5 protein-coding genes are annotated in these 23,353 nt (G+C 72.0%); 2 read left to right on the top strand and 3 right to left on the bottom strand.

Features of this window, described 5'->3' with window-relative positions; translation table 11 throughout:
• Positions 1-8: 8 nt before the first annotated feature.
• Together Q5696_RS18655 and Q5696_RS18650 are read left to right on the top strand one after the other, a co-directional pair.
• On the top strand, positions 9-18,548 hold the full coding sequence (locus Q5696_RS18655; RefSeq protein WP_305092740.1) for a non-ribosomal peptide synthetase: 18,540 nt from the start codon (positions 9-11) through the stop codon (positions 18,546-18,548).
• Between the two features lie 75 nt (positions 18,549-18,623).
• On the top strand, positions 18,624-20,066 hold the full coding sequence (locus tag Q5696_RS18650; RefSeq protein ID WP_305092739.1) for a tyrosine-protein kinase domain-containing protein: 1,443 nt from the start codon (positions 18,624-18,626) through the stop codon (positions 20,064-20,066).
• Positions 20,067-20,382: 316 nt separating this feature from the next.
• Here the strand turns inward: Q5696_RS18650 and Q5696_RS18645 are convergent, their stop codons facing one another.
• The 3 genes from Q5696_RS18645 to Q5696_RS18635 are packed head-to-tail and all read right to left on the bottom strand — an operon-like array spanning position 20,383 to position 23,208.
• Positions 20,383-21,339 (bottom strand): phosphatase PAP2 family protein, encoded by a 957-nt coding sequence (locus Q5696_RS18645; protein ID WP_305092738.1) that lies wholly within the window; start codon positions 21,337-21,339, stop codon positions 20,383-20,385.
• On the bottom strand, positions 21,336-21,884 hold the full coding sequence (locus tag Q5696_RS18640) for a low molecular weight protein-tyrosine-phosphatase (protein ID WP_305092737.1): 549 nt from the start codon (positions 21,882-21,884) through the stop codon (positions 21,336-21,338). Before Q5696_RS18640 ends, Q5696_RS18645 begins: the two co-directional genes overlap by 4 nt.
• Before the next feature lie 31 nt (positions 21,885-21,915).
• Positions 21,916-23,208: a YibE/F family protein gene (locus Q5696_RS18635; protein WP_305092736.1), complete on the bottom strand. Its 1,293-nt coding sequence runs from the start codon at positions 23,206-23,208 to the stop codon at positions 21,916-21,918.
• Positions 23,209-23,353 lie beyond the last annotated feature (145 nt).

The following is a 23,353-nucleotide window of genomic DNA, read 5'->3' as shown; positions in this document are numbered from 1 at the left end:
GGTGCGGATTGAGTCCGTTCCCCCTTTCGCCTGCCCAGAAGTCGCTTCTCCTCGCGCAGCAGCTCCATCCGGACGTCCCCCTGACGGTTGCCCAATACCTCGATCTACGTGGTCCTTTGCAGCCGAAGGTGCTCCTCGATGCGTGTAACCGCGCGGCGCGGGAGAGTGAATCAGGGGTGGTCGTCCTGCAGGAGCAGGCCGGCGACGTCCGACAGTCCGCGGTGGTCGACATCGACGATGCGCCACGCTTCCTCGATCTGGGTGACGTGGAGGACCCGGAATCTGCTGCGCTGGAATGGATGACGGATCGAACATCCCGACCGATCGACTTGTTCTCGGACCGGCTCGCGGCCTTCACCCTGATCCGGCTCTCGGACGACCGGCACTTCCTGCACTGCTTCGCACACCACATCGTGCTGGACGGTTACGCCGCCCAGATCCTGATGGCACGCATCGCCGTCCTCTACCGCGCGCAGATCACCGGTGAGGTGGCTCCCCCCGACGCCAGTGCGCCGGTGGCCGATATCGGCCGGGCGGTCGACGCGTACGAGGCAGGTACCCGCGTCGACGTCGACCGCGAGTACTGGCGCGAGAAGACGGCGCAACTGCCGACACCGGTGTCGTTCGCGGACCGGGACGGCCCGGTCACGGTTCCCGCCCGCAGATCGGTCGCGGCACTCACCGGGCCCGCACTCGGGGCCGACGTGCCCACGATCGTCGCAGCCTTCGCCGTCTATCTCGCGCGCACGACGGGTGCCGACGACGTAGCACTGAGCCTGCCCGTCGCCGCCCGCACCACCGCACTGTTGCGCCGCTCGGCAGGGTCGATCTCCAACGTCGTGCCGCTGCGTATCCGGATCGACCACGAGGAGCCGGTCCGCGCGCTCGTCGACCGGATCCGGGTGGACCTCACGGGAGCCCTGCGGCACCAGCGTTTCCGGTACGACGCGATGCTCCGCGAGTTCGGTCTCGGTACCGCGGGAGCGGGTATCGGTGGCACGTTCGGGCCCGTCGTCAACATCATGCAGTTTCCGCTGCGGCACTCGTTCGGCGACGTCGAGGGGGAGCTGCGCATGCTCTCGACCGGCCCGGTGGACGACCTGTCGCTGACCGTCTACACCGGCGGCGGAAACGGCTCCACCCGAGTGGACATCGAAGCGAATCCGACGCGCTACTCACCGGATTCGCTCGACCGTCACCATCGGCGGATCGTCGGCCTGCTCGGTGATCTCGTATCCGATCCCGGCCGCCGGATCGGCGACGTCCCGCTCGGGCCGGAGGGCACGGTCGAGCACGGCCCGACGCCGACCGTCGACGTGCTGCTGCTCCCGGAGGCGCTGACGCGACATGCGAGGAGCGACGTCGTCGCGGTCCGCGACGGGGCGGACGATCTCACCTACACCGAACTCGACGCCCACTCGTCGGCGCTGGCGCGAAAGCTGATCGAGCACGGCGCCGCGCCCGAGGCACGCGTCGCGGTGCTGGCCCCGCGGTCGAGGGAATCGGTTGTCGCACTGTGGGCGATCGCGAAGACCGGCGCCGCCTACGTACCGGTCGACCCGCACCTTCCGCCCGAGCGGCTGGCACACCACCTGGACGGGATCGACCTCGCGCTCACCGTGACCGGTGACGTCGATCTTCCGGCCACGACATCCGCGATCGGTTTCGACGCCGACGGGTGGGCGACGACCCCGGTCACCGATGCGGACCGCAACCGCCCGCTGCGGCCCGACCACCCGGCGTGGGTGATCCACACGTCGGGAACGAGTGGCCGGCCGAAACCCGTGATCGTCACCCACCGCGGTGTCGCGGGTCTGGTCTCGACGCTCCGCAGCCGGTATGCGGCGGCATCGGCGCAGCGGGTACTGCACCTGTCGGGGCCGTGGTTCGATGCGTCGATCCAGGAGACCTTGCTCGCCGCCGACTCCGGTGCGACGTTGGTGATCGCACCGGAGGACTCCGTCGCCGGAGAAGCACTGGCGAACCTGCTGCGCGCACAACGGATCACCCACGTCGTGTCGGCGCCGGTGCTCCTCGCTGCGACCGCGTCGGAGAACCTCCCGGACCTGCAGGTACTGGACGCCGGCGGCGAGGTCCTGCCGGTCGCCGTGGCACGACGCTGGTCGGCCGGCCGCACGATGCTCGACGCGTACGGTCCGACCGAGGCGACCGTCGTCGCGGCCGTGAGCGATCCGATCTCTCCGGAGGATCTCGACGGTGCGACGTCGGTTCCGGTCGGCCGGGCCGTGGACGGTACGACGTGCGCGGTGCTGGATCGGCGGCTGCGGGTCGTTCCGGACGGCGTGGTCGGTGAGCTGTATCTCGGTGGTGCGGCTCTCGCCCGCGGCTACGGTGGGCGTCCCGCCGAGACGGCGGGACGATTCGTGGCGTCGGTGTTCGGGCCCGGCCGGATGTACCGGACCGGTGATCTGGTCCGGCGGCGTCCGGACGGGCAACTCGACTTCGTCGGCCGCATCGACCGGCAGGTGCAGGTGCGGGGGATCCGGATCGAGCCGGCGGAGATCGAAGCGGTGCTCGTGCGCTGCCCGGCGGTTACGGCCGCCGCCGTGCACGTCGACGGCGACCGGCTCGTGGTGTGGGCGTCGGGGTCGAGGCTGGGGCGGAACATGCTGCGGCGGTGGATGTCCGATCGTCTCCCGCGGCATCTGGTGCCCGACCGGATCGGTGTTCTGGACAGGCTGCCGCTCACGGCGGGCGGCAAGATCGACCGCGGCGCGCTCGCGGCCCTGGCAGTGCCGGTCGGCACCGACGATCCCGGTCGCGCGCCGCGCGGCCAGCTCGAGACGGTGATCGCGGACGCCGTACGCAGTGTCGTGCACCCCGACGCGGTCACGGCCACCGCGGACTTCTTCGACCTCGGAGGGGACTCGCTCACGGCGGCCCGGCTGGCCGGGAAGATCACGGCCGCAACCGGTCACCGGGTAACGGTCCGTGACGTCTTCGAGTACCGCACCGTCACCGCGCTCGCCGCGGTCGCCGCCGGCCGGGACCTGATCCCCGAACTCGTCGCGACCACGGCCGATCCGGCCCCGGCGGCGCCCGCGCAACGGCGGCTGTGGCTCGATGCGCGGGCCCGCCCGGACAGCACCGCCTACCACGTCCCGTTCACCCTCGACCTCGACGGCGACCTGTCGGTCGGGGCACTGCGGGACGCCCTGCACGACGTCGTCGACCGGCACACACCGCTGCGCAGCATCGTCCGTACCACCACCGACGACGACATCACCTGGCACGCACTCGATCCGGCCGCCGTGCTCGATACGTTCCGGGTCGTCGACTGCGCCGACCGTCGGGACGCGGAGCGGCTCGCGGACGAGTTCGTGTCGACACCGTTCACGCTCACTTCCGAGCCGCCCGTCCGGTTCCGGCTGTACCGGTTCGGTCCGGGGCGGCACGTCCTCGTCACCGTCAGCCACCACATCGCGATCGACGGCCTGTCGTTCGGCCCGCTCGCCCGCGACCTCGTCGACGCCTACCGGGCTCGGCTCGCGGGCGGCGCACCGCAGTGGCCGCCGCTCGCCGTCCGGTACGCGGACTACGCGCGCTGGCAGTCGGAGGTCCTCGACTCCGGTGTCCGGGATCGGGACCTCGACCACTGGCGGACGGCCCTCGGCGACAGCGACACCCGCCCGCTTCCGGTCGATCGACCCGGTGCGGCGGGTCCCGGGCCGGTCGGACGGATCGGGTGTTCGTTCGATGCGGAGCGGTTCGGGCGGATCCGGGACGTTGCGCGCGACCACGACGCCACCGTCTTCACGACCCTGCACGCGGCGATCGCCGTGGTCCTCGCCGCGGTAACCGGCAGCGGTGACACCGTCGTCGGCACGGTCGACGCCGGGCGCCGGCACCCGGACCTCGACCCGCTCGTCGGCATGTTCGTCGGCACCCTCGCGCTCCGGGCCCGCGTCGAACCGGACACGACCTTCGCGGATCTGCTCGCCGCCGTCCGGACCGGTGACGTCGCCGCGTTCGCGCACGCCGACACCCCGTTCGAGGAGGTCGTGGACCTGCTGGGCGGACGGATACCGGTGCAGGCGATGTTCTCGTACGAGAACTTCACCGACCCGCGAATCGATCTGCCCGGTCTCGTCGCGGTACCGCGGGAACTGCCGTCGCGGCACGCCCGGTTCCCGCTCGAGATCGTCGCCCGCGACACCGCGGACGGCGGCCTCGACGTCGAGTTCCGGTTCGACCGCTCCCTGCTGGACGAGAGCACCGTCCGGGTGTGGGCCGGCCTCGTGGACACCGTCGTCGCCGCGGCCACGGCCGATCCGGGGGCCGGCGTCGGACTCCTCCTCGGGGCGGGGACGGTGGACCGGGGACGCCCGGCCGTGCTCGCCGAGGCGCTCGCGGATCTCGTCGCCGGACCGATGCGGGTCGAGACCGCACCCGGTGTCGTCGTCGATCTCGACTCGGCGGCAACGGCACTGGCACATCGCCTCGTCGCACTCGGGGCACGGCCCGGGAGTGTCGTCGGTGTCCTGCTGCCGCGGTCGGTGGACGGGCTCGTCGCGGTGCTGGCCGTCGCGAGGTCCGGGGCGGCGTTCCTGCCGCTCGATCCGGAGCATCCGCCGCAGCGGACCGCCGCACTTCTCGGGGACGCCGGGGTCCGTCTCGTGATCGCATCGCCCGGCACCGACCTCCCGTCCGGGGTCGTGCGCATCGACCCGAACGAAGGCGAACCCGGCGCCACCGCAACACTTCCCGTTCCGCACCCGGACGATCCCGCCTACGTCCTCTACACGTCGGGATCGTCCGGCACGCCGAAGGGCGTCGTCGCCACCCACCGCGGTATCGCGTCGCTCGCGACGGCACTGCGCCGCGCGTTCGACGTCGGCGCCGGCAGTCGGGTCCTCGTCGCTGCGGCTCCGGTGTTCGACGCGTCCGTCCTCGAACTCCTGCTCGCGTTCGGCACCGGCGCGACGGCCGTCCCGCTGCCCCCGCACATCTACGGCGGAACCGATCTGCTCGACATCGTCCGGTCGCGGCGGATCACCCACTGGTTCGCGACCCCCGCGGTGGTCGCCGACCTGGAACCGCACGATCTGCCGGACCTGCGGGTGCTCGGACTCGGGGGCGAAGCCTGGCCGGACGGGCTCGCCTCACGGTGGGCGGCGGGCCGCACCCTGCTGAACCTGTACGGCCCCACCGAATCCACCGTCGTCGCCACGATCGCGACACCCACCCTCGCCGAGTTGCGGGCCCCGATCGGGACGCCGATCGACGGTACTGTGGCGGCGGTACTCGACCGGCGGCTGTGCCCCGTGCCCACCGGTGTGGTCGGGGAGCTGTACCTGTCGGGGCCGGGGCTGGCCCGCGGCTACCTCGGGCGTCCGGCGGCGACCGCATCCGCGTTCGTCGCGTCGACGCTCGGATCGGGCCGCATGTACCGCACCGGTGATCTCGTGCGTCGACGCCCGGACGGCCGGTACGACTTCGTGGGGCGCGCCGACACCCAGTTCCAGATCCGCGGGATGCGGGTCGAGCCGGGGGAGGTCGAGGCCGTGCTCGTCTCGGCCCCCGCGGTGCGCTCGGCCGTGGTGACCGTGCACGACGGGGTTCTCGTCGCCTACGTCACCGGTCACGGCGTCGACCCGGTCCGGGTGCGGGCGGTGGCAGCGCAACGACTTCCACGCCACATGGTCCCGAACATCGTCGAACTGCTCGACCGGCTGCCGCGGACCGCTCGCGGCAAGATCGACCGGTCGGCGCTGCCCGTGCCGCGGTTCGCGCCGGCCGGATACACGCCGCCACGCACCCCGGCGGAGGAGATCGTGGGCCGGATCGTCGCCGACGTCCTCGGCGTCGACGGCGCCGGGCGGGACGCGGACTTCCTGGCGCTCGGCGGGAACTCGCTGCTCGCGGCCCGGCTCGTCGCGAGGCTCCGCGGCGAGCTCGGTACCGACCTCGACATCCGTGACGTGTTCGCGAAGCCGACCGTCGAGGCACTCGCGCGGCTGCTCACCGGGCGGGCTGCCGACCCCCGCCCGGCGCTGACCGCGTCGACGGAGACGGGCCCGGCCCCGCTCTCACCCGCACAGACCGGGTTGTGGCTGTCCAACCGGATCGATCGGTCCGCGGCCGACAACATCGCCTTCGCCGTCGAGCTCGACGGCCCCCTCGACGTCGACGCGCTCACGGCCGCCCTGACCGACGTCGCCGACCGGCACCCGATGCTGCGGACGGTGTTCGTCGACACCGACGACGGTCCCCGGCAGGTGGTGCGCCCCACTGCATCCGAGGTGCGGATCGTCGACACCGAGCACCCCGCCCGAGATCCGGACGCGGCCGCGGGCATCGGGTTCGACCTCACCGCGGAACCTCCGGTGCGGGTGACTCTGCTGCGCCACAGCTGCGACCGGTTCGTCCTCGTCGTCGTCGCCCACCACATCGTGCTGGACGGGCTGTCCGTGCGGCCCCTCGTCCGAGACCTCGCTGCGGCCTACCGTGCCCGCATGCAGGGGGCGGCCCCCCAGTGGGCGCCGCTGCCCCTCACGTTCACCGACTACGCCCGCTGGCACCGGACACTGCTCGGCGACCCGGACACCGACGGCAGCCGGGCCCACCGGGAACTCGGGTTCTGGCGCGACGCACTGTCCCCGGCCCCGGCACCGTCGATGCTGCCGACCGACCGGGCCCGGACCGGCGGCGACGGACCCGCGGGCACCGTGCCCTTCACCGTCCCCGTCGATCTGCACACCGCGCTCACCAAGGCGGCCCGCGAATACGACGTCACGGTGTTCATGGTCGTGCACGCCGCCCTCGCGGTGCTGGTACACCGGCTCGGCGGTGCCGACGACATCACGATCGGCACCCCGGTGTCGGGGCGTGGGGAGGCGGCCCTCGACGACGTCGTCGGCATGTTCGTGGGCACGGTCGCTCTGCGGTGCGCCGTCGACCGCGACGGCACGTTCGCGGCGCTGCTCGAACAGGTCCGGGACCGCGATCTCGCGGCCTTCGCGCACGCCGAACTACCGTTCGACGAGATCACGGCCCGCCTCGGTGTCGGGGGTCCGAGCGACCGGCATCCGGTCTTCCAGGTGATGCTCGCGTACGAGAACCTCGTTCCCGCCCGCCCGGAGCTGCCCGGGATCGACACCCAGGTTCGTGAACTGCACAGCGGCAGAGCGCGGCTCGACCTCGAGATCACCGTCCGTGAACGCGAACCCGACATGGGCGAGCCGGCGGGCCTGGACGGCACGATCACCTTCGCCCGGGACCTGTTCGACCGGTCCACCGTGTCGCGGTGGGCGGAGTGGCTGGTGCGGATCCTCGCCGCGGTCACCGACGACCCGGGCACCGTCGTCGGCGGGATCGCACTCGAGCCGTCGAGCATCGTCGACGTGCGGGCGGATGCGGTGACGACGGCCGCCGGCTCGCTCGGCGACCTGTTCGCCCAGCAGGTCCACGACCGTCCCGACGGGGTCGCCGTCGTCGCCGCAGATCGCACGGTGAGCTACCGCGAACTCGACGACCAGGCCCGGAGAATCGGAAGAGTTCTTGCCGATCACGGTGTGCGTCAAGGTGATCTGGTGGCGCTCGCGCTGCCCCGGTCGCCGGATCTGGTGGCCGCGATGATCGCCGTCGTCGGTGTCGGCGGCGCATATCTACCGCTCGACGTCACCCAGCCGGCGGCGCACCTCGCGGGCATCGTCGACGAGGCGGATCCGCGGCTCGTCCTCACCGACGGCACCGTCCCGCTACCGGGCGAGATACTGGACATCGCCTCGGCCAGTGCCGGCGTCTCCGGCATCCCGGACGCCCTGCCCGGTCCGGCACACCCCGGACAGGCCGCATACGTGATCTTCACGAGCGGGTCGACCGGCGTCCCCAAGGGGGTGACGGTGTCGCACGCGTCCGCGCTGTCTCTCCTCGCGAACACCCGCGCCGGCTTCGGCTTCGGGAGTGACGACGTGTGGACATGGTTCCATTCCCCGGCATTCGACTTCTCGGTGTGGGAGATCTGGGGTGCGCTCGCGACGGGGGGCCGGCTCGTCGTCGTCGACCCGGTCGTCGCGCGCAGCCCGGAAGAGTTCCGGGACCTCCTCGTCCGGGAACACGTCACCGTGCTCAACCAGACCCCCACCGCGTTCGGCCAGCTGGCCGCCGTCGACGGCGAACCGGGAGACCTCGACGTCCGGACCCTGATCTTCGGTGGCGAGGCGCTCGCGGCCGCGCCGATCCGGGCGTGGCTCGACCGGCACCCCCGGGTGCACGCGGTCAACATGTTCGGCATCACCGAGACGACGGTGCACGTCACGTGGGCGGACGTCGGCACGGATGCACCCGAACGCAGCATCATCGGATCGGCGATCCCCGGATTCCGGATCGAACTGCTCGACGCGGCACTGCGCCCGGTCCCGCGCGGGGTGATCGGGGAGATGTATCTGTCCGGCCGGCAGGTCGCCCAGGGCTACCGGAATCGACCCGGCCTGACCGCGACTCGTTTCGTCGCCGCACCGGACGGCGAGATCCGGTACCGGACCGGCGATCTGGCCCGGCAACGCGCCGACGGCGGTTTCGAGTACCACGGCCGATCCGATCGGCAGCTCGAGGTGCGCGGGCATCGGGTCGAACCCGGCGAGGTGTGTGCCGCACTGCGCCGGATCGCACCCGTCACCGACGCGGTGGTGACGGTCGACGAGGACGGCCGGCTGATCGCCTACGTCACCGGCTGTGCACCGATCGACGACCGGCGGATCGTCCGCACCCTGCGCGGTGTCCTGCCCGGCCACCTGGTGCCGTCGGCGGTCGTCCCGGTTCCGGTCCTGCCGCTCACCGCGAACGGCAAGCTGGACACGGCGGCACTACCGAAACCCGTCCGGGCACCGGACGTGTCGCTGTCACCGACCCGGAGCCCCCTCGAGGCCGTGGTCCGCGACGCGTGCCGGGACCTTCTCGGCACCGACCGGATCGACGCGGACACGGACTTCTTCGACGCCGGCGGAACCTCGCTGACCGCGACCCGGCTGGCGGGTCGGTTGCAGGCCGTCACCGGCGTGCCCGTCGAGGTGCGGGACGTGTTCGAACACACCACAGTCCGTGCACTCACCGGGCTCCTGGACCGGCGGTCCGGCGCACCCGCACCGACGTCCACGCCGGTGCCGTCGGTGCCGGCGGCCGTGCGGGGGCCGCTCGCGCCGCCGCAGCGCCGGTTGTGGTTCCTCCAGCAACTCGACCCGCGGTCGGCGTCGGCGAATCTGCCGTTCGTGCTCGACCTCGACGGGCAGGTGGACGTCGACGCGCTGTTCGCGGCCCTGCGGGACGTCGTCGACCGGCACCGCAGCCTGCGCACCGGGTACACCCCGGACGGCATGGAGCAGGCGGTACGCGCGGTGCCGGCGCTCGCCCCGGCGGTCGTGGACGTCCCGGACGATGCACTCGGATCGTTCGTGCAGGAGCTGACGCGCGAACCGTTCCGGCTCGCCGACGGCACCCCGCTGCGGGTCCGGCTGTACCGCACCGCCCCCGAGCGGTACGCGCTGGTGCTCGTGGTCCACCACATCGCCGTCGACGAATGGTCGATGTCGGTGCTGCTGCGGGACCTGCTGCACGCCTACGGCCGTCGTGCCGACGGGCAACCGGTCGAGCTGCCGGCCCCGGACCTCGAATACCTCGACTATGCACGCTGGTGCGTCGACACCGCCGACACCGGGCTGCCGTACTGGCGGGCGGCACTCGACGGCGTCCCGCCGCGGTGCACGCTGCCGTACGACCGGGCCCGGACGACGCCCGGCGCGGGTCCCGCGTCGACCGTCCGGATCGTCGTCGACGCCGACCGCGCCGCCGCCCTCACCGACACCGCACGGCGACACCGGATCACGACGTTCATGCTCGTCCACGCGGCCCTCGCCGCCACCCTGGCCCGGCAGACCGGGCACGACGACGTCGTCGTCGGTACCGCGACCTCCGGGCGCGGCCATCCCGTCCTCGACGGCACCGTCGGCATGTTCGCCTCGACCGTGCCGCTGCGCACCCCCGTCGACCCGGCCGCGACCGTCGCCCGGTTCCTCGACGACGTCCGCCGCCGCGACGTCGAGGCGTTCACGCACGCCGGGACACCGTTCGAGACGATCGTCGACGCCCTGGCCCCGGAACGAACGTTCGACCAGCATCCGCTGTTCCAGGTCGCGCTGTCGGTGCGCCGCCCGACCGAGATGCGGGCCGAACTTCCGGGACTGACGGTGTCGGTGTCGCCCGGACCGGTCGAGACGGTGCAGTTCGATCTGCACCTCACCGTCACCGAGCATCCCGACACCCTCGAGTTCGAATTCACCTACGACGGCGCCGTGTACGACGACACCACCGTCGACGGGTTCGCGCAGCGTGTCCTCCGCTTCCTCGACACCGCCGCCGTCGAACCCGACCGGCCCGTGGGTGACGTCGATCTGCTCACCACCGCCGAGCGTGCCGCGCTGGTCCCGGCATCCGGGGCCCGGTCCGCACCGGAGTCGCTGTGGCAGGCGCTGTCCAGCGGTGCCGCCGCGGCACCGGACGAGGTCGCAGTCACCGGGACCGGGGCCAAGGCCGGGGCACTGACGTATCGCGAACTCGTCGCGCGAGCCGAATCGCTCGCCGTCGTGCTGGCCGCACACGGCGCCCGGCCCGGCACCGTCGTCGCATGCGTGCTCGAGCGGTCCGTCGACGCGGTGGTGGCGATCTGGGCGATCGCCCGGACCGGCGCGGCCCCGGCGACGATCGACGCCGCCAACCCGGCGGAGCGCATCGGGCACATGCTCGACCGCTCCGACATCGGTGTCGGCGTCGCCACCGCCGAACGCATCCCCCTCCTACCGGCCACGGTGACGTGGATCGACCCGGCCGCGTCCGCGGACGGGACGCCGGCCGAACCGGTCACGAGCCCGGACGATCCGGCCGCCGTCGTGTTCACGTCCGGCACCACCGGCCGCCCCAAGGGTGTGGCCCTCACCGGCCGTGGTCTCGGGGCGCTCACCACCGATCTGCGCGACACGTTCGCCGCGGGCCCCGGATCGCGGGTACTGCACGCCGCCACACCGGGATTCGACATGGCGCTCGTCGAGATCCTGGTCGCCGGAACCTCGGGTGCCACCCTCGTCGTCGCCGACGCCGACACGTACGCCGGCGCGCCGCTGACGGATCTGGCCGAACGGCAACGGGTCACGCACGCGTGCCTGACCCCGTCGGTGCTGGCATCCCTCGACCCGCGGCGGCTCCCGGACCTGCGGACGCTCATGCTCGGCGGCGAACAGGTCCCCCCGGGCCTGCCTGCCGCCTGGGCGGACGGACGCCGGTTGTTCAACGCGTACGGGCCCGCCGAGGCGACCGCGTTCGCGACGTGCGCCGGCCCCCTCGCCGCCGGTGCTCCCGTCGTGATCGGCACGCCCGCATCCGAAGTCGACGCCGTCGTCCTCGACCGCCGGCTGCAACCGGCCCCGGCCGGTGTCGTCGGCGAGCTGTACCTCGGCGGCGACCGGATCGCCGCCGGCTACCTGGGGGAGCCGGGACGCACCGCGGAACGGTTCGTCGCCCGCGCCGACGGTCGCCGCTGGTACCGGACGGGGGACCTGGCCCGCTGGATCGGCGACGACACGGGAGGCTTCACGCTCGAGTTCCGTGGCCGCAGCGACACCCAGACCAAGATCCGCGGGGTGCGGGTCGAGCCCACCGAGATCGACGCCGTCCTGCGCACCGCACCCGGTGTGGCCGCCGCCGCCACCGTCGTGCGCGACGGTGCGCTGACGTCCTACGTCGCGCCCACCGGCACCGATCCCGCCGCGCTGCGCCGGTACCTCACCGAACGGCTGCCGCGCTATCTGGTGCCGGTCGCGGTCGTCACCGTCCCCGCAATTCCCCTGACGGCGCACGGGAAGGTGGACACCGCAGCACTTCCCGCGCCCACGGCTGTGTCGTCCATGCCGTCCGCACCCGTAGTGCCTGTCGTGGACGCCCGGGAGCGTCTCGTCGCGGACGTGTTCGCCGACCTGCTCGGGCGTCCGGTGGGGCGCGACGACGACTTCTTCACCGCCGGCGGCGACTCGCTGCTCGCGACGACCGCGATCGCCCGCCTCCGTGAGACCACCGGACGTGCACTGCCGCTGCGGGCCCTGTTCGCCGACCCGACCGTCGCGGGACTCGCCCGGGTCCTCGACGACGCGGCCGTCGCGGACACCGGTCCGGCGGCGCGCCCCAGGCCCCCGCGAATCCCGTTGAGCCGGAGCCAGCGGCGGCTGTGGGCGGTGCGGAGCAACACCGGCGACGACGCCTACCGGCCCGCGGTGCGACTCGAATTCCGGGGCCCGCTCGACGCAGAGGCCCTGCACGCGGCGTGCCGTGACGTCGTCGACCGGCACGAGGCACTGCGTACCCGCATCGTCGACGGACCGGACGGGCCGTCCGCCGTGATCGACGAATCCGGTGCACCCACCGGACCGGCCACCCGGATGGTGCTGCACCCCACCGGGACCGGACACACCCTCGACCTGACGTTCGACCACCTGGCAGTGGACGGCGGCTCGGTCGGTGTCCTGTTCGGGGACCTGCTCACCGCCTACCGGGCCCGCACGGCCGGCCGCGCCCCGGACTGGACACCGTTGCCGGTGCAGTACGCCGACCACGTGCTGTGGCTGCAGAACCGTGACCTCGCCGCGGACCTCGAGTGGTGGCGCCGCGCCCTGGACGGAACGGATGCCGCGCTCCTGCCCACCGGCCGCGCCACCGGGACGGAGCCGGAGACGATCCGGTTCACGGTGCCCCCGGCGGCCGTCCGACGACTGCAGCAGTGGGCCCGACGGTTCGGTGCCACCGAGTTCATGGCACTGCACACGGTTCTCGCTGCCGTCCTGTCCCGGCTCACCGATCACGACGACGTCGCCGTCGCCGCGGTCGTGTCCACCCGCCGGCATCCGCAGATCGAATCCGTCGTCGGACTGTTCGTCGAAACGCTCGTGCTGCGTGCCCGGGTGACACCGGCCACGACCCTCGACGGACTGCTCGCTCAGGTGCGGGACTTCGACGTCGCCGCCCTGGACCGGGCCGACGTGCCGTTCGACGACGTCCTGGCCGCCACCGGGTCGGCGGCCCCACAGGTCGCACTCGCGTTCCAGGACTTCACACCGCCGACCGTCCGGATCGGGGATCTCGAGGTGACGGCCACCGAGACCGGCTCCGCCGCCCCGGATTTCGATCTCGGCTTCACCTTCTCCCGGACCGGGACGGGCGGCTACGACGCCGTCCTCGCGGTGGACACCGCACGTGTGGATCCCACCGTCGCCACCGCGCTCGCCGACCAGTTCGCGGCGGCCCTCACCGGCGTCCGGACCGATCAACCGGTCGGTGAACTGCCGATCGCCGTCACCGGGCCGGTCTCGGGAGGTGCTGCACCGCGCCCCGCGACGCTCGCAGACCTGTTCCGGGCCACTGCGGCCGCACACCCGGATCGGATCGCGGTGATCGACGGCCACCGCACGCTCACGTACCGCGAACTCGACACCCGCTCCGATGCGGCGGCCCGCCGCCTCGACGCGTCGGCGGCCGTCGTCGACATCGGCACCTCCCGCAGCATCGACCGCATCGAGATGCTGTGGGCGGCCGCGAAGTCGGGGCGCGCCTTCGGCCGGAGCGGTCCGGCTGCCCCGGCTGCCCCGGGACGAGAGCAGACGGTCGACGCCCTCGCCTACGTCGTCGAGACGTCCGGCTCGACGGGCGTCCCGAAAGCGGTCGGGGTGCCGCATCGCGGACTCGCCCCGCTCGCGGCGGCGGCCCGGGAACGCTACCGGGTGGCGCCGGGGGACCGGGTGCTGCACGGCTACAGCCCGGCCTTCGACGCGGCGATGCTCGAGATCCTGCTCGCCCACACGTCCGGGGCGACCCTCGTGATCGCCCCCGACGACGTGGTCGCGGGCCGTCCGCTGTACACGCTGCTGCGGGACCACCACGTCACCCACTTCCTGTCGACGCCCGCGGTTCTGGCCGCGACCGACAGCGACGGGCTCACCGACCTGCGGGTCGTCGCGAGCGGCGGCGAGGCGCTGCCCACGGAACTCGCCCACCGCTGGCGGTCCGGCCGGATCATGCTGGACGCCTACGGCCCCACCGAGACGACCGTGGCGGTGACGGTCGCAGACGTCGGCGAAGTCCCCGGCGGCCTCGGCGCACCGATCCCCGGCACGACGGTGCTGGTACTCGACAGCCGACTGCGCCCGGTCCCGGTCGGTGGCGTCGGCGAACTGTACGTGGCCGGGGCGGCACTCGCCCGCGGCTACCTCGGCGCCCCCGGCGCCACTGCGGCGCGGTTCGTGGCGGCCCCCTCCGGTCTCGGACGGATGTACCGCACCGGGGATCGGGTGCAGGTCCTGCCCGACGGCCGCACGATGCTCCTGGGCCGCACCGACCGCCAGGTCAAGCTCCGCGGCGTCCGGGTGGAACCCGGCCACGTCGAATCGGTGCTGCTCGGCTGCCCGCAGGTCCGGGAGGCGGCGGTCCTGGTCCGGGACGAGACCCTGATCGCCTTCGTGGCAGGCGATGCACTGTCGGGTTCCACGGTCCGGCAACAGGTTCGACAGGCCCTGGTACCGGCGCTCGTGCCGTCCCGCGTCCACGTCGTCGACACGATCCCGACGACACGCAACGGCAAGGTGGACGGTGCCCGGCTGAACGACCTCGCCGACACCCTCACCGGTGCGGCGTCGCGCCGCCCGCTCACCGCGGCCGAGGAGGCCGTGACCCGGGCGGTGGCCGACATCCTCGGCCACGACGTCGACGTCGACGCCGACTTCTTCGGCAGCGGTGGGCAGTCGCTGTCCGCGGTGACGGTGGCCGGGCGGCTCGCTGCCGTACTGGGCCGGGACGTCACCGCCCGTGACGTCCTGCAGGCCCCCACCCTCGCGGATCTGGCCCGCACCTCGGGCGAGCATCCTCCGGTCCCGGAGTCGTCGGGGCCGGCACCGATGGCCCCGGCGCAGCGGCGACTGTGGCTGCACCAGGCTGGCGATCCCGGATCGTGCACGTACAACGTGCCTTTCGTGTTCGACCTGCACGGCGGCCTCGACGTCGACGCATTCACCCTCGCGGTCGGGGACGTCGTGGCCCGGCACCGCCCGCTGCGCACCGTCCACCCCGATGCGGACCACCCGATCGTGGTGTCCCCGAACGAGGTCGCCGTCACGGTCGCGGCGGACCCCGCCGGCGCGGACGACGTCACGGAGTTCGTCCGGCAGCCGTTCGACCTGACGACGCACCCACCCCTGCGGGTCGGGCTGTTCCGCGCGGGGCCGACCGCGTGGACACTCGCCGTCGTCGTCCACCACATCGCGTTCGACGGGGGTTCGTCGGCTCCGCTGCTGCGGGACCTGGCCCGCGCGTACGCGGCCCGGGCCGGTGGGGCGGCACCCGGCCTACCGCCGCTCGCCGTGGACTACGGCGACTACGCGGCCCGGCAGACCGCGCTGCTCGGCGACCCGTCGGACCCGTCGAGTCGCGCGTCCCGCAGCCTCGACTACTGGACCGGCGTCCTGGACGGTGTCTCGTCCCGGCCGCTCGACCTACCGTTCGACCGGCCACGACCCGCCCGGCCGACGTATCGCGGTGACGCCGTCCACGCACACCTGGACGCCGACCGGCACGCGGCACTGCTCGAACTCGCTCGGGTACACGGGGTGTCGACGTTCATGCTCGCCCACGCCGCCCTCGCCGTGCTGCTCGCCCGGTGCGGTGGCACCGACGACGTCACCGTCGGCACGGTCGTCGACGGCCGTGACGACGTGCGGTTGCGCGACCTGGTCGGCATGTTCGTCGGCACCGTCGCACTGCGCACGCCGGTCGATGCGGCGCAGCCGTTCGCCGACTTCCTGCGAACCGTGCGCGACGTGGACCTGGGCGCCGTTGCCCACGCCGACCTCCCGTTCGACGACGTCGTCGCCCGGCTCGCCCCGCCCCGGAACCCGGCACACCATCCCGTCTTCCAGGTGCTGCTCGCGCACGGGCACGCGACCCCGGACCTCCCGACGCTGCCGGGCATCACGGTGCGGGACGCCGGTACCGGCGCCCCGCCGGCCCAGTTCGACCTCACGTGGGACGTCACCGAACGTCCCGGCGCCGGCGGCATCGACGTCCGCGTCGTCTTCGCGACGGACCTGTTCGACCCGGCCACTGCGGCACGCCTGCTGGACATGTGGCTCGCGTTGCTCGACCAGGTGTGCGACGACGCGACCACACCCGTCGGGGACCTGTCCCCGGGCCACCCGTCCGATGTCGTGGTCCCCGCGGTGACGTCCCGGCGACTGCCGGACATCCTCGCCGGGACCGTGCACCGGTTCCCGGACCGGCCGGCGCTCCGTGACCGGGACCGACGGTGGACCTACCGGGAACTCGACCACGAGGCGCGTTCCCGCGCACACGATTTCCACCGACTCGGTGTGCGGTCGGGCGACGTCGTCGCGATCACCGCAGACCGCGGGGCGGACTGGGTGCTCGACGTGTGGGCACTCACCCGGCTCGGCGCCGCATGGGTACCGGTCGATCCGCGTCAGCCTGCCGAACGACGCAGCCGGATCCTGTCCGACGCCCGCGCCGGACACCCCGACCGCGACGTCGCGTACCTGCTGTTCACGTCCGGCTCCACGGGCCGGCCCAAGGGGGTCGCGGTCACCCATTCCGGGCTCGCGGCCCTCGTCGACCTGCAGGCCCGGCGCCTCGGCCTCACCGCCGACTCCGTCGTCCTGCAGGCCGCGACCCCGACGTTCGACGCGGCCGTCTTCGAACTGCTCGCCGCGCACGCCCACGGCGGGGAACTGGTGTGCGCCGACGACGACCGGTACGCCGGCCCGGCCCTGCAGACGCTCCTCGGGACCGCGAGGATCACCCACGCCAACCTGACACCGAGCGTGCTGCGCACCCTCGACGCCGACCTCCTCCCCACGGTGCTGACGATCGTCGCCGCCGGGGAACCACTGCCACCGGACGTGACTCGCGCCTGGGCCCGGCACCGGCTGCACAACGGGTACGGGCCCACCGAATGCACCGTCGGCGTCACGTGCAGCGACCCGCTCGGGGCCGGGCCGGTGACGATCGGCCGGCCCCTCGCCGGGGTCGTCGCCCGGATCCTCGACACCCGCCTGCACCCGGCACCGATCGGGGTCGTCGGTGAGCTGTACGTGGGCGGTCCCGGCGTCGCCCGCGGCTATCACGGTCTGCCCGCGTCGACGGCGGCCCGTTTCGTGGCCGACCCGTACGGCACGGCGGGGACACGGCTGTACCGCACCGGTGATCTGGTGCGACGCCGCCCGGACGGTGAGTTCGAGTTCGCGGGACGAGTAGACGATCAGGTGCAGCTCAACGGGATTCGAGTGGAGCCGGGCGAGGTCGACGCCGTGCTCTCGGGACACCCCGATATCGCCGCCGCCGTCACGGTGCCGCGCCCCGGCGCCGCCGGGGAACCGGTGCTGGTGTCGTACGTGCTGCCCGTCCCCGGTCGGCCGGTCGACGAGGCCGTCCTGCGCCGCCACGCCGTCGCGGCCCTTCCGCGCCACCAGGTGCCGGCCGCATTCCGTGTGGTGGATCGCATCCCGCTGACCGCGAGCGGGAAACTCGACCACACCGCGCTTCCCGAACCGGAGCTGCGCCCCCGGCCGGCCGAGGGGGAACCGCCCCACGGCCCGATCGAACGTTCGATCGCCGCGGCGATGGCCGAGGCTCTCGACTGTTCCGCGGTGCCCCGCGATATCGGTTTCTTCGACCTCGGCGGCACGTCGATGGGGGCCGTGCGCCTGGCGAGCACGATGCGCGACCGGTACGGACTGCCGATCTCGCTGACCTGGCTCGCCGACGACGACACGGTCGCCGGTCTCGCCGAACGGATCGGCGGAGACGACACCCCGATGGACCCACTCGCCACCGTCGTGCCACTGCGCTCGGCAGGCGCCGGCGCCCCTCTGTTCTGCGTGCACCCCGTCGGCGGGCTCGCCTGGTGCTACAGCGGTCTCGCCGACCGCATCGGGACCCGCCCGCTCTACGGGCTGCAGGCCACCGGTCTGCCGTCGATGCCCGACAGCCTCGCCGAACTGGCCCGGCACTACGTCGACCGGATCGTGTCCGTGCAACCGGACGGCCCCTACCACCTGCTCGGCTGGTCGCTCGGCGGCAACATCGCACACGAGATGGCGGTGCAGTTGCGGATGCGCGGGCACACGGTAGCGTCACTCGTGCTGCTCGACTCACTGCCCCCGGACGCGGTACCGGACGACCGTCCGGTACCGGAAGCCGAAGCGGCACCGGACGATCGGATGCTCGGAATCGATCCCGCGACGGTGCACCGCGTGCACGCGGTCGGGGCGGCACTCGAAACCGCGGCACGGGCACATGTTCCGCGGACCTACGACGGAGACGTCCGGTTGTTCGTCGCCGGCAGGGAGGACGACCGGGACGGACTGGCGGACCTGTGGCGTAGGCACGTCACCGGAACCGTCGTCGAACGGGCACTGCCCGTTGCCCACTCGGACATGGTGTCGGACGCGGCACTGGACGCGATCGGTTCCTGTCTCGAGGAATGAACCGAACCGAGCGGTGAGAACAATTCGCGCATAAGGTGTTTGCAATCATTTCGAACGAAAGTCGGGGTTCGTGGAATGGAAGTACAGGACTACCTGCGCATCGTGCAGTCGCGCTGGAAGATCATCGCGGCGGTCACGCTGCTCGGGGTGCTCGCCGCCCTGGTGGCGTCGCTGATGTCCACGCGCATGTACCAGGCGTCGGCGAGACTGTTCGTCTCCACGTCCTCGGGGGCCTCGGTCAACGAGGTCTATCAGGGCAATCGGTTCTCACAGGAACGGGTGGCGTCGTACACGAGCCTGCTGTCCGGAACCACGCTGGCGCAGCGCACGCTCGACGAACTCGGTGACACGACGATGACAGCCAAGCAACTGGCCGGTGAGGTGAAGGCGTCGTCGACGCCCGACACGGTGCTGCTCACCCTCGCTGTCACCGATCCGTCACCCGAGCGTGCCCGCGATCTGGCGAACGCCCTCGCAGACGAGTTCGTCGTCATGGCAGAGGAACTCGAGACGATGGAGCCCGGAAAACCGCCGATGGCGCGGGTGGTCGTCGAGCAGAAGGCGGACACGCCGGACGCCCCCGTCAGCCCCCGGACGAAGCGCAACCTCGCGCTCGGATTCGCCATCGGCCTGCTCGGCGGAATCGCACTCGCGGTGCTGCGCGACCGACTCGACAACACCGTCAAGTCCCGTGAGGTGCTCGACGAACTCGCCGGCGTCGGCGCGGTCGGCATCGTCCCGTTCGACAAGGACCGGGAACAGAAGGCCGCCATCGCCTTCCAGGACGGCTACTCGGCCGGAGCGGAAGCATTCCGGGAACTGCGGACCAACCTTCAGTTCCTCGAAGTCGACAACCCGCCGCGCGTCATCGAGATCACCAGCTCCCTTCCCGGGGAAGGGAAGACGACGACCGCAATCAACCTGACGATCGCACTCGCGGAGGCCGGCTACTCGGTGTGCCTCGTCGACGCGGATCTACGTCGGCCCCGGGTCGCAAAGTATCTGGACCTGATCGGGTCGGTCGGTATGAGCACCGTCCTCTCGGCGCAGGCCGACCTCGACGATGCGCTGCAGTCGTCGCCCTACCCCAACATGTCGGTGCTGGCGTCGGGTGCATTGCCGCCCAATCCCAGTGAGCTGCTGGGGTCGTCGCACGCGCAGAAGCTGATCGACGATCTGCGGGAACGCTTCGACTTCGTCGTCATCGACGCGTCACCACTGATCCCGGTGACCGACGCGGCAGTCCTCGCCGTGAAGGTGGACGGTGCGCTCGTCGTCGTGCGGCACGGAAAAACGAAGCGGGACCAGGTCGCGCGGGCCATCGGGAACCTTCGCGGTGTCGGCGCGACCGTTCTGGGCACCATCTTGACGATGACACCCTCCAAGGGGCAGGGCGGATACGAGTACCGGTACTACTACGACGCTGACGCCCCCGTACAGAAGTCGGAAATCACTGTGACGCAGGCATATCCGTCACCATCCGTATCCAAGCGAGTGGTCGAGCCCAGCCGGCCCTGACAGGCGAACGAGGACACCCCCGGCCACCGGCCGGGGGTGTCCTCGCGTGCGTGCGTGTGGTCAGCGACCACCGAGGCTCAGTGCACCGAGCCGGCCGATGAACGTGCCGAGCTCGCCGACGAAACCGCCGAGGCTGCCGACGATGGTGTCGATGATGACGAAATCCTCGAATGAACCCATGATTGCTCCTCTGTCGAAAGTGAATTCGGCCGGTGCGCGCGCCGTAGTCACGTCCCGGTGCACTGCACGCGAGAACGCTGAGGAAGATCTTGCCCCGACTGGCCCCGACTTCACCGCATCGTTGGGATGCGATGAGCTACACCGTAATCGACGGATCCGTCCGTGTCATCCGATCGCGGGATCGGCCACGCAGCTCGACACGGTGCAGACTCCACCAGAAGACGAGTGCCGCGGCGATCGACCCCGCGGACGCGAGTGAATGCGCCCCGAGGAAGAAGTTGTACTCGGAGACCTCGTCGATCGGCGGCCGGTTCCAGGTGAGCATGATCAGCAGAGCTCCGACCGCGGCGGACACCGCACCGACGAACGCGACGACGAACACGAAGACACTCCGGAGGTACCGGCGCCGGCCGTCGACCGGAACGACCCGCAGATGCCCGGTCCGGGTCAGTACCAGGCAGACGGTCGCGCCGACGGCGAGAGCGACGGCATCGGCGGCGAGAGTGTCGGACAGCCGATGCCACTTCGCGACGATCGTGTAGGCGCCGATACCGACCGCCCACGTCAGGACGACGAACATCGCGACACCCCGAAACCGGTACGGCACCACGATCATCGTCGCGACGAGCACCGTCATGGCGATCGTGGTGTGCCCGCTCGGCAGACTGTTGTGCGCGTAGGCGGCGGTGACGTCCACCAGTTCCGGACGCGGCAGCACGAAACGTTTGAGCGACTGGGTGACGACCTGACCGCCGACGACGATCGAGCCGGCAGCGAATGCCAGGACCGGCTGGCGGCGCAGCAACCCCACCGCGCACACCGCCGCGGTGCCGACCGCCAGTGACAGCACCGTGATGCGGGCGAGCGCGTCGTCGGCCTGCTGCAGATCGGCGGGATCGACCTGGTCGGCGCCGCGCAGGGCCGCATTCTCGATGGTCTGGCCGGTGACCGTCCACACCGCGGCCAGATAGGTCAGGGCACCGAACACGAGCGCGGCCACCACGACGATCGTCCAGATGTGCACGGTACGGCGCTGCGCGCGAACAGTTTCCGGGTCCTCGAGAGCTCGGTCGCCGTGCGAGTCCGTCGTCACCGGGCGGTTTCCCGATGGTCGGTGTTCGTGGTGTGTGCCAGCCCGGTCAGCAGCGCGGTGACAGCCGTGTCGATCAGATCGCCGACCTCGGTGAACACGTCCGCGTCGCATCCGATCGGATCGGGGACGTCCAGGAGCCGGGGCCGAGGGACGGAGCCTCGGACGGCCGCGAGGTCGGCGACGGTGCCGCGTCCGATCGTCGACGCCAGATGCGCGGCCTCGAGCAGGGTGAACGTTCGTTTGAGGCCGCGTGGTGCCCGCCGCAGCACCGCGTCGCGGTGCGCCTCGGTCATGGTGACGACCAGATCGGCGTCGTTCGCCATCACCGGTGTGAGCTGCCGGGCCACGAAGCCGGTCGGGTCGCCACCCAGCGACGAGAGAACGCGTGCCGCAGTCGGTTCCATGCCGTAGCCGACGACGGCACGGGTCCCGGCGCTCGACACGTCCAGGCCGGTGCCACCGTGACGCGTCGCCCACGCGTCGGCGAGACGTTCGGCGGTGGGGGATCGGCAGATGTTGCCGGTGCAGACGAACAGCAGCTTCATGGTCGAAGTGTAGATGCGCCGACCGCCCTGTTCAGCGAGCGTGACGTCCTCTGCGCGCGGGTGTCGGGCCGGTGGTCGAGCGGGGGCGGGCGAGCAGGACCGCGATAGCGGTGGTGAGGGGGACCGACAGTGCGAGAGCGATGCCGCCGACGGCGGATCGGACGATTTCGACGGCGACGGCGTCCCCGGTGAGAATGTCGCCGAGGGGGCTGTCGGCGACGCTGAACAGGAGCAGCAGTGGTAGTGCTCCGCCGGCGTAGGCGAGGACGAGGGTGTAGACGGTGCTGGCGATGTGGTCGCGTCCCACACGCATCGCGGCGGTGAAGATGTTTCGGCGGGTCGCGGTTTCGTCCATGGCGGCGATCTCGAATGCTGCCGACGCCTGCGTGATGGTGACGTCGTTGAGGACACCGAGCGAGCCGATGATGAAGCCGGCGAGCAGGAGTCCGGTGATGCTGACGTGCTGGACGTAGGCCTGGACTGCGGTGTTCTGTTCCTCGGACAGGCCGGTCAGGTGAGTCAGGTGGATCGCGGCGGTCGAGGCGACCGCGGCGACGAGCATGGAGGCGAGTGTGCCGAGCAGGGCGGCGCTGGTGCGCAGGTTCACGCCGTGCGCGAGATACAGCACGGTGTAGAGGATCACGGCGCCGGACACGAGGGCGACGGGCATCGCCGCACTGCCGTCGAGGAGTGCGGGCAGGGTGAAGACGATCAGGACACCGAACGTGATTCCGAGCCCGAGAAGGGCGCGCAGGCCACGCCACCTGGCTACGGCGACGATCGCGACGACGAAGGCCGCGACCACCAACAGCAGGGATCCGCCGCGGGTGTAGTCGTCGAACGAATAGATCGTCGAACCGGACGCGTCGGTCTGGCGGACGAGGCGGACGGCGTCACCGGCCCGCGGATCCGGCTGTCCCGGACCGGGCACGATTTCGAGGAGCGTGCGGGTGCCCTCGTTGGGGCCGGATTCGATGGCGACGATGCTGCGCCGGCATTCGATGTCGGTGGATGCGGCCGGTGGTGGCGCCGGGTCACCGGCGAACACCCGGCCGCTCGACGGACTCCCGCACGGTGCGACGTCCTGCGCGACGACGTTTCCGCTCTCGGTCGCGACGGCACCGCCTGCGCTCCGGTACGGCAGCGGAATGTCGATGTGGCGGTGCGACGGCCACAGGATCACCGCTCCTGCCACCACGACGATCGCGACGGCCGCGAGCAGTCCCACGACGACGCGGGCGGCGGTCGGCCCCAACGGAACCGGACCGTGGCCGTGGCCGTGGCCGTGGCCGTGTGCGGGGGGTGTCGGAGAAACGGATGTCATCGGTGAAGTCTCCGCACCCGATCAGGGCTGTCCGGTGGAATCGGTAAGCGACGGTGGCGGGGAGCAGGGGGGGTCGTCCCCGCCACCGATGTCCTCGTCGCCCAGGGGGGGAGGGGCGAGGCGAGGCGCTTACGGGCACCGATGG

Source organism: Prescottella sp. R16, from assembly GCF_030656875.1.
Classification (GTDB): domain Bacteria; phylum Actinomycetota; class Actinomycetes; order Mycobacteriales; family Mycobacteriaceae; genus Prescottella.
This window is presented reverse-complemented; position numbering and strand designations above follow the sequence as displayed.

Coding starts and splice junctions, on each gene's coding strand:
- Q5696_RS18650 (WP_305092739.1), top strand. CDS start 18,624: ATGGAAGTACAGGACTACCTGCGCATCGTGCAGTCGCGCTGGAAGATC.
- Q5696_RS18640 (WP_305092737.1), bottom strand. CDS start 21,884: ATGAAGCTGCTGTTCGTCTGCACCGGCAACATCTGCCGATCCCCCACC.
- Q5696_RS18635 (WP_305092736.1), bottom strand. CDS start 23,208: ATGACATCCGTTTCTCCGACACCCCCCGCACACGGCCACGGCCACGGC.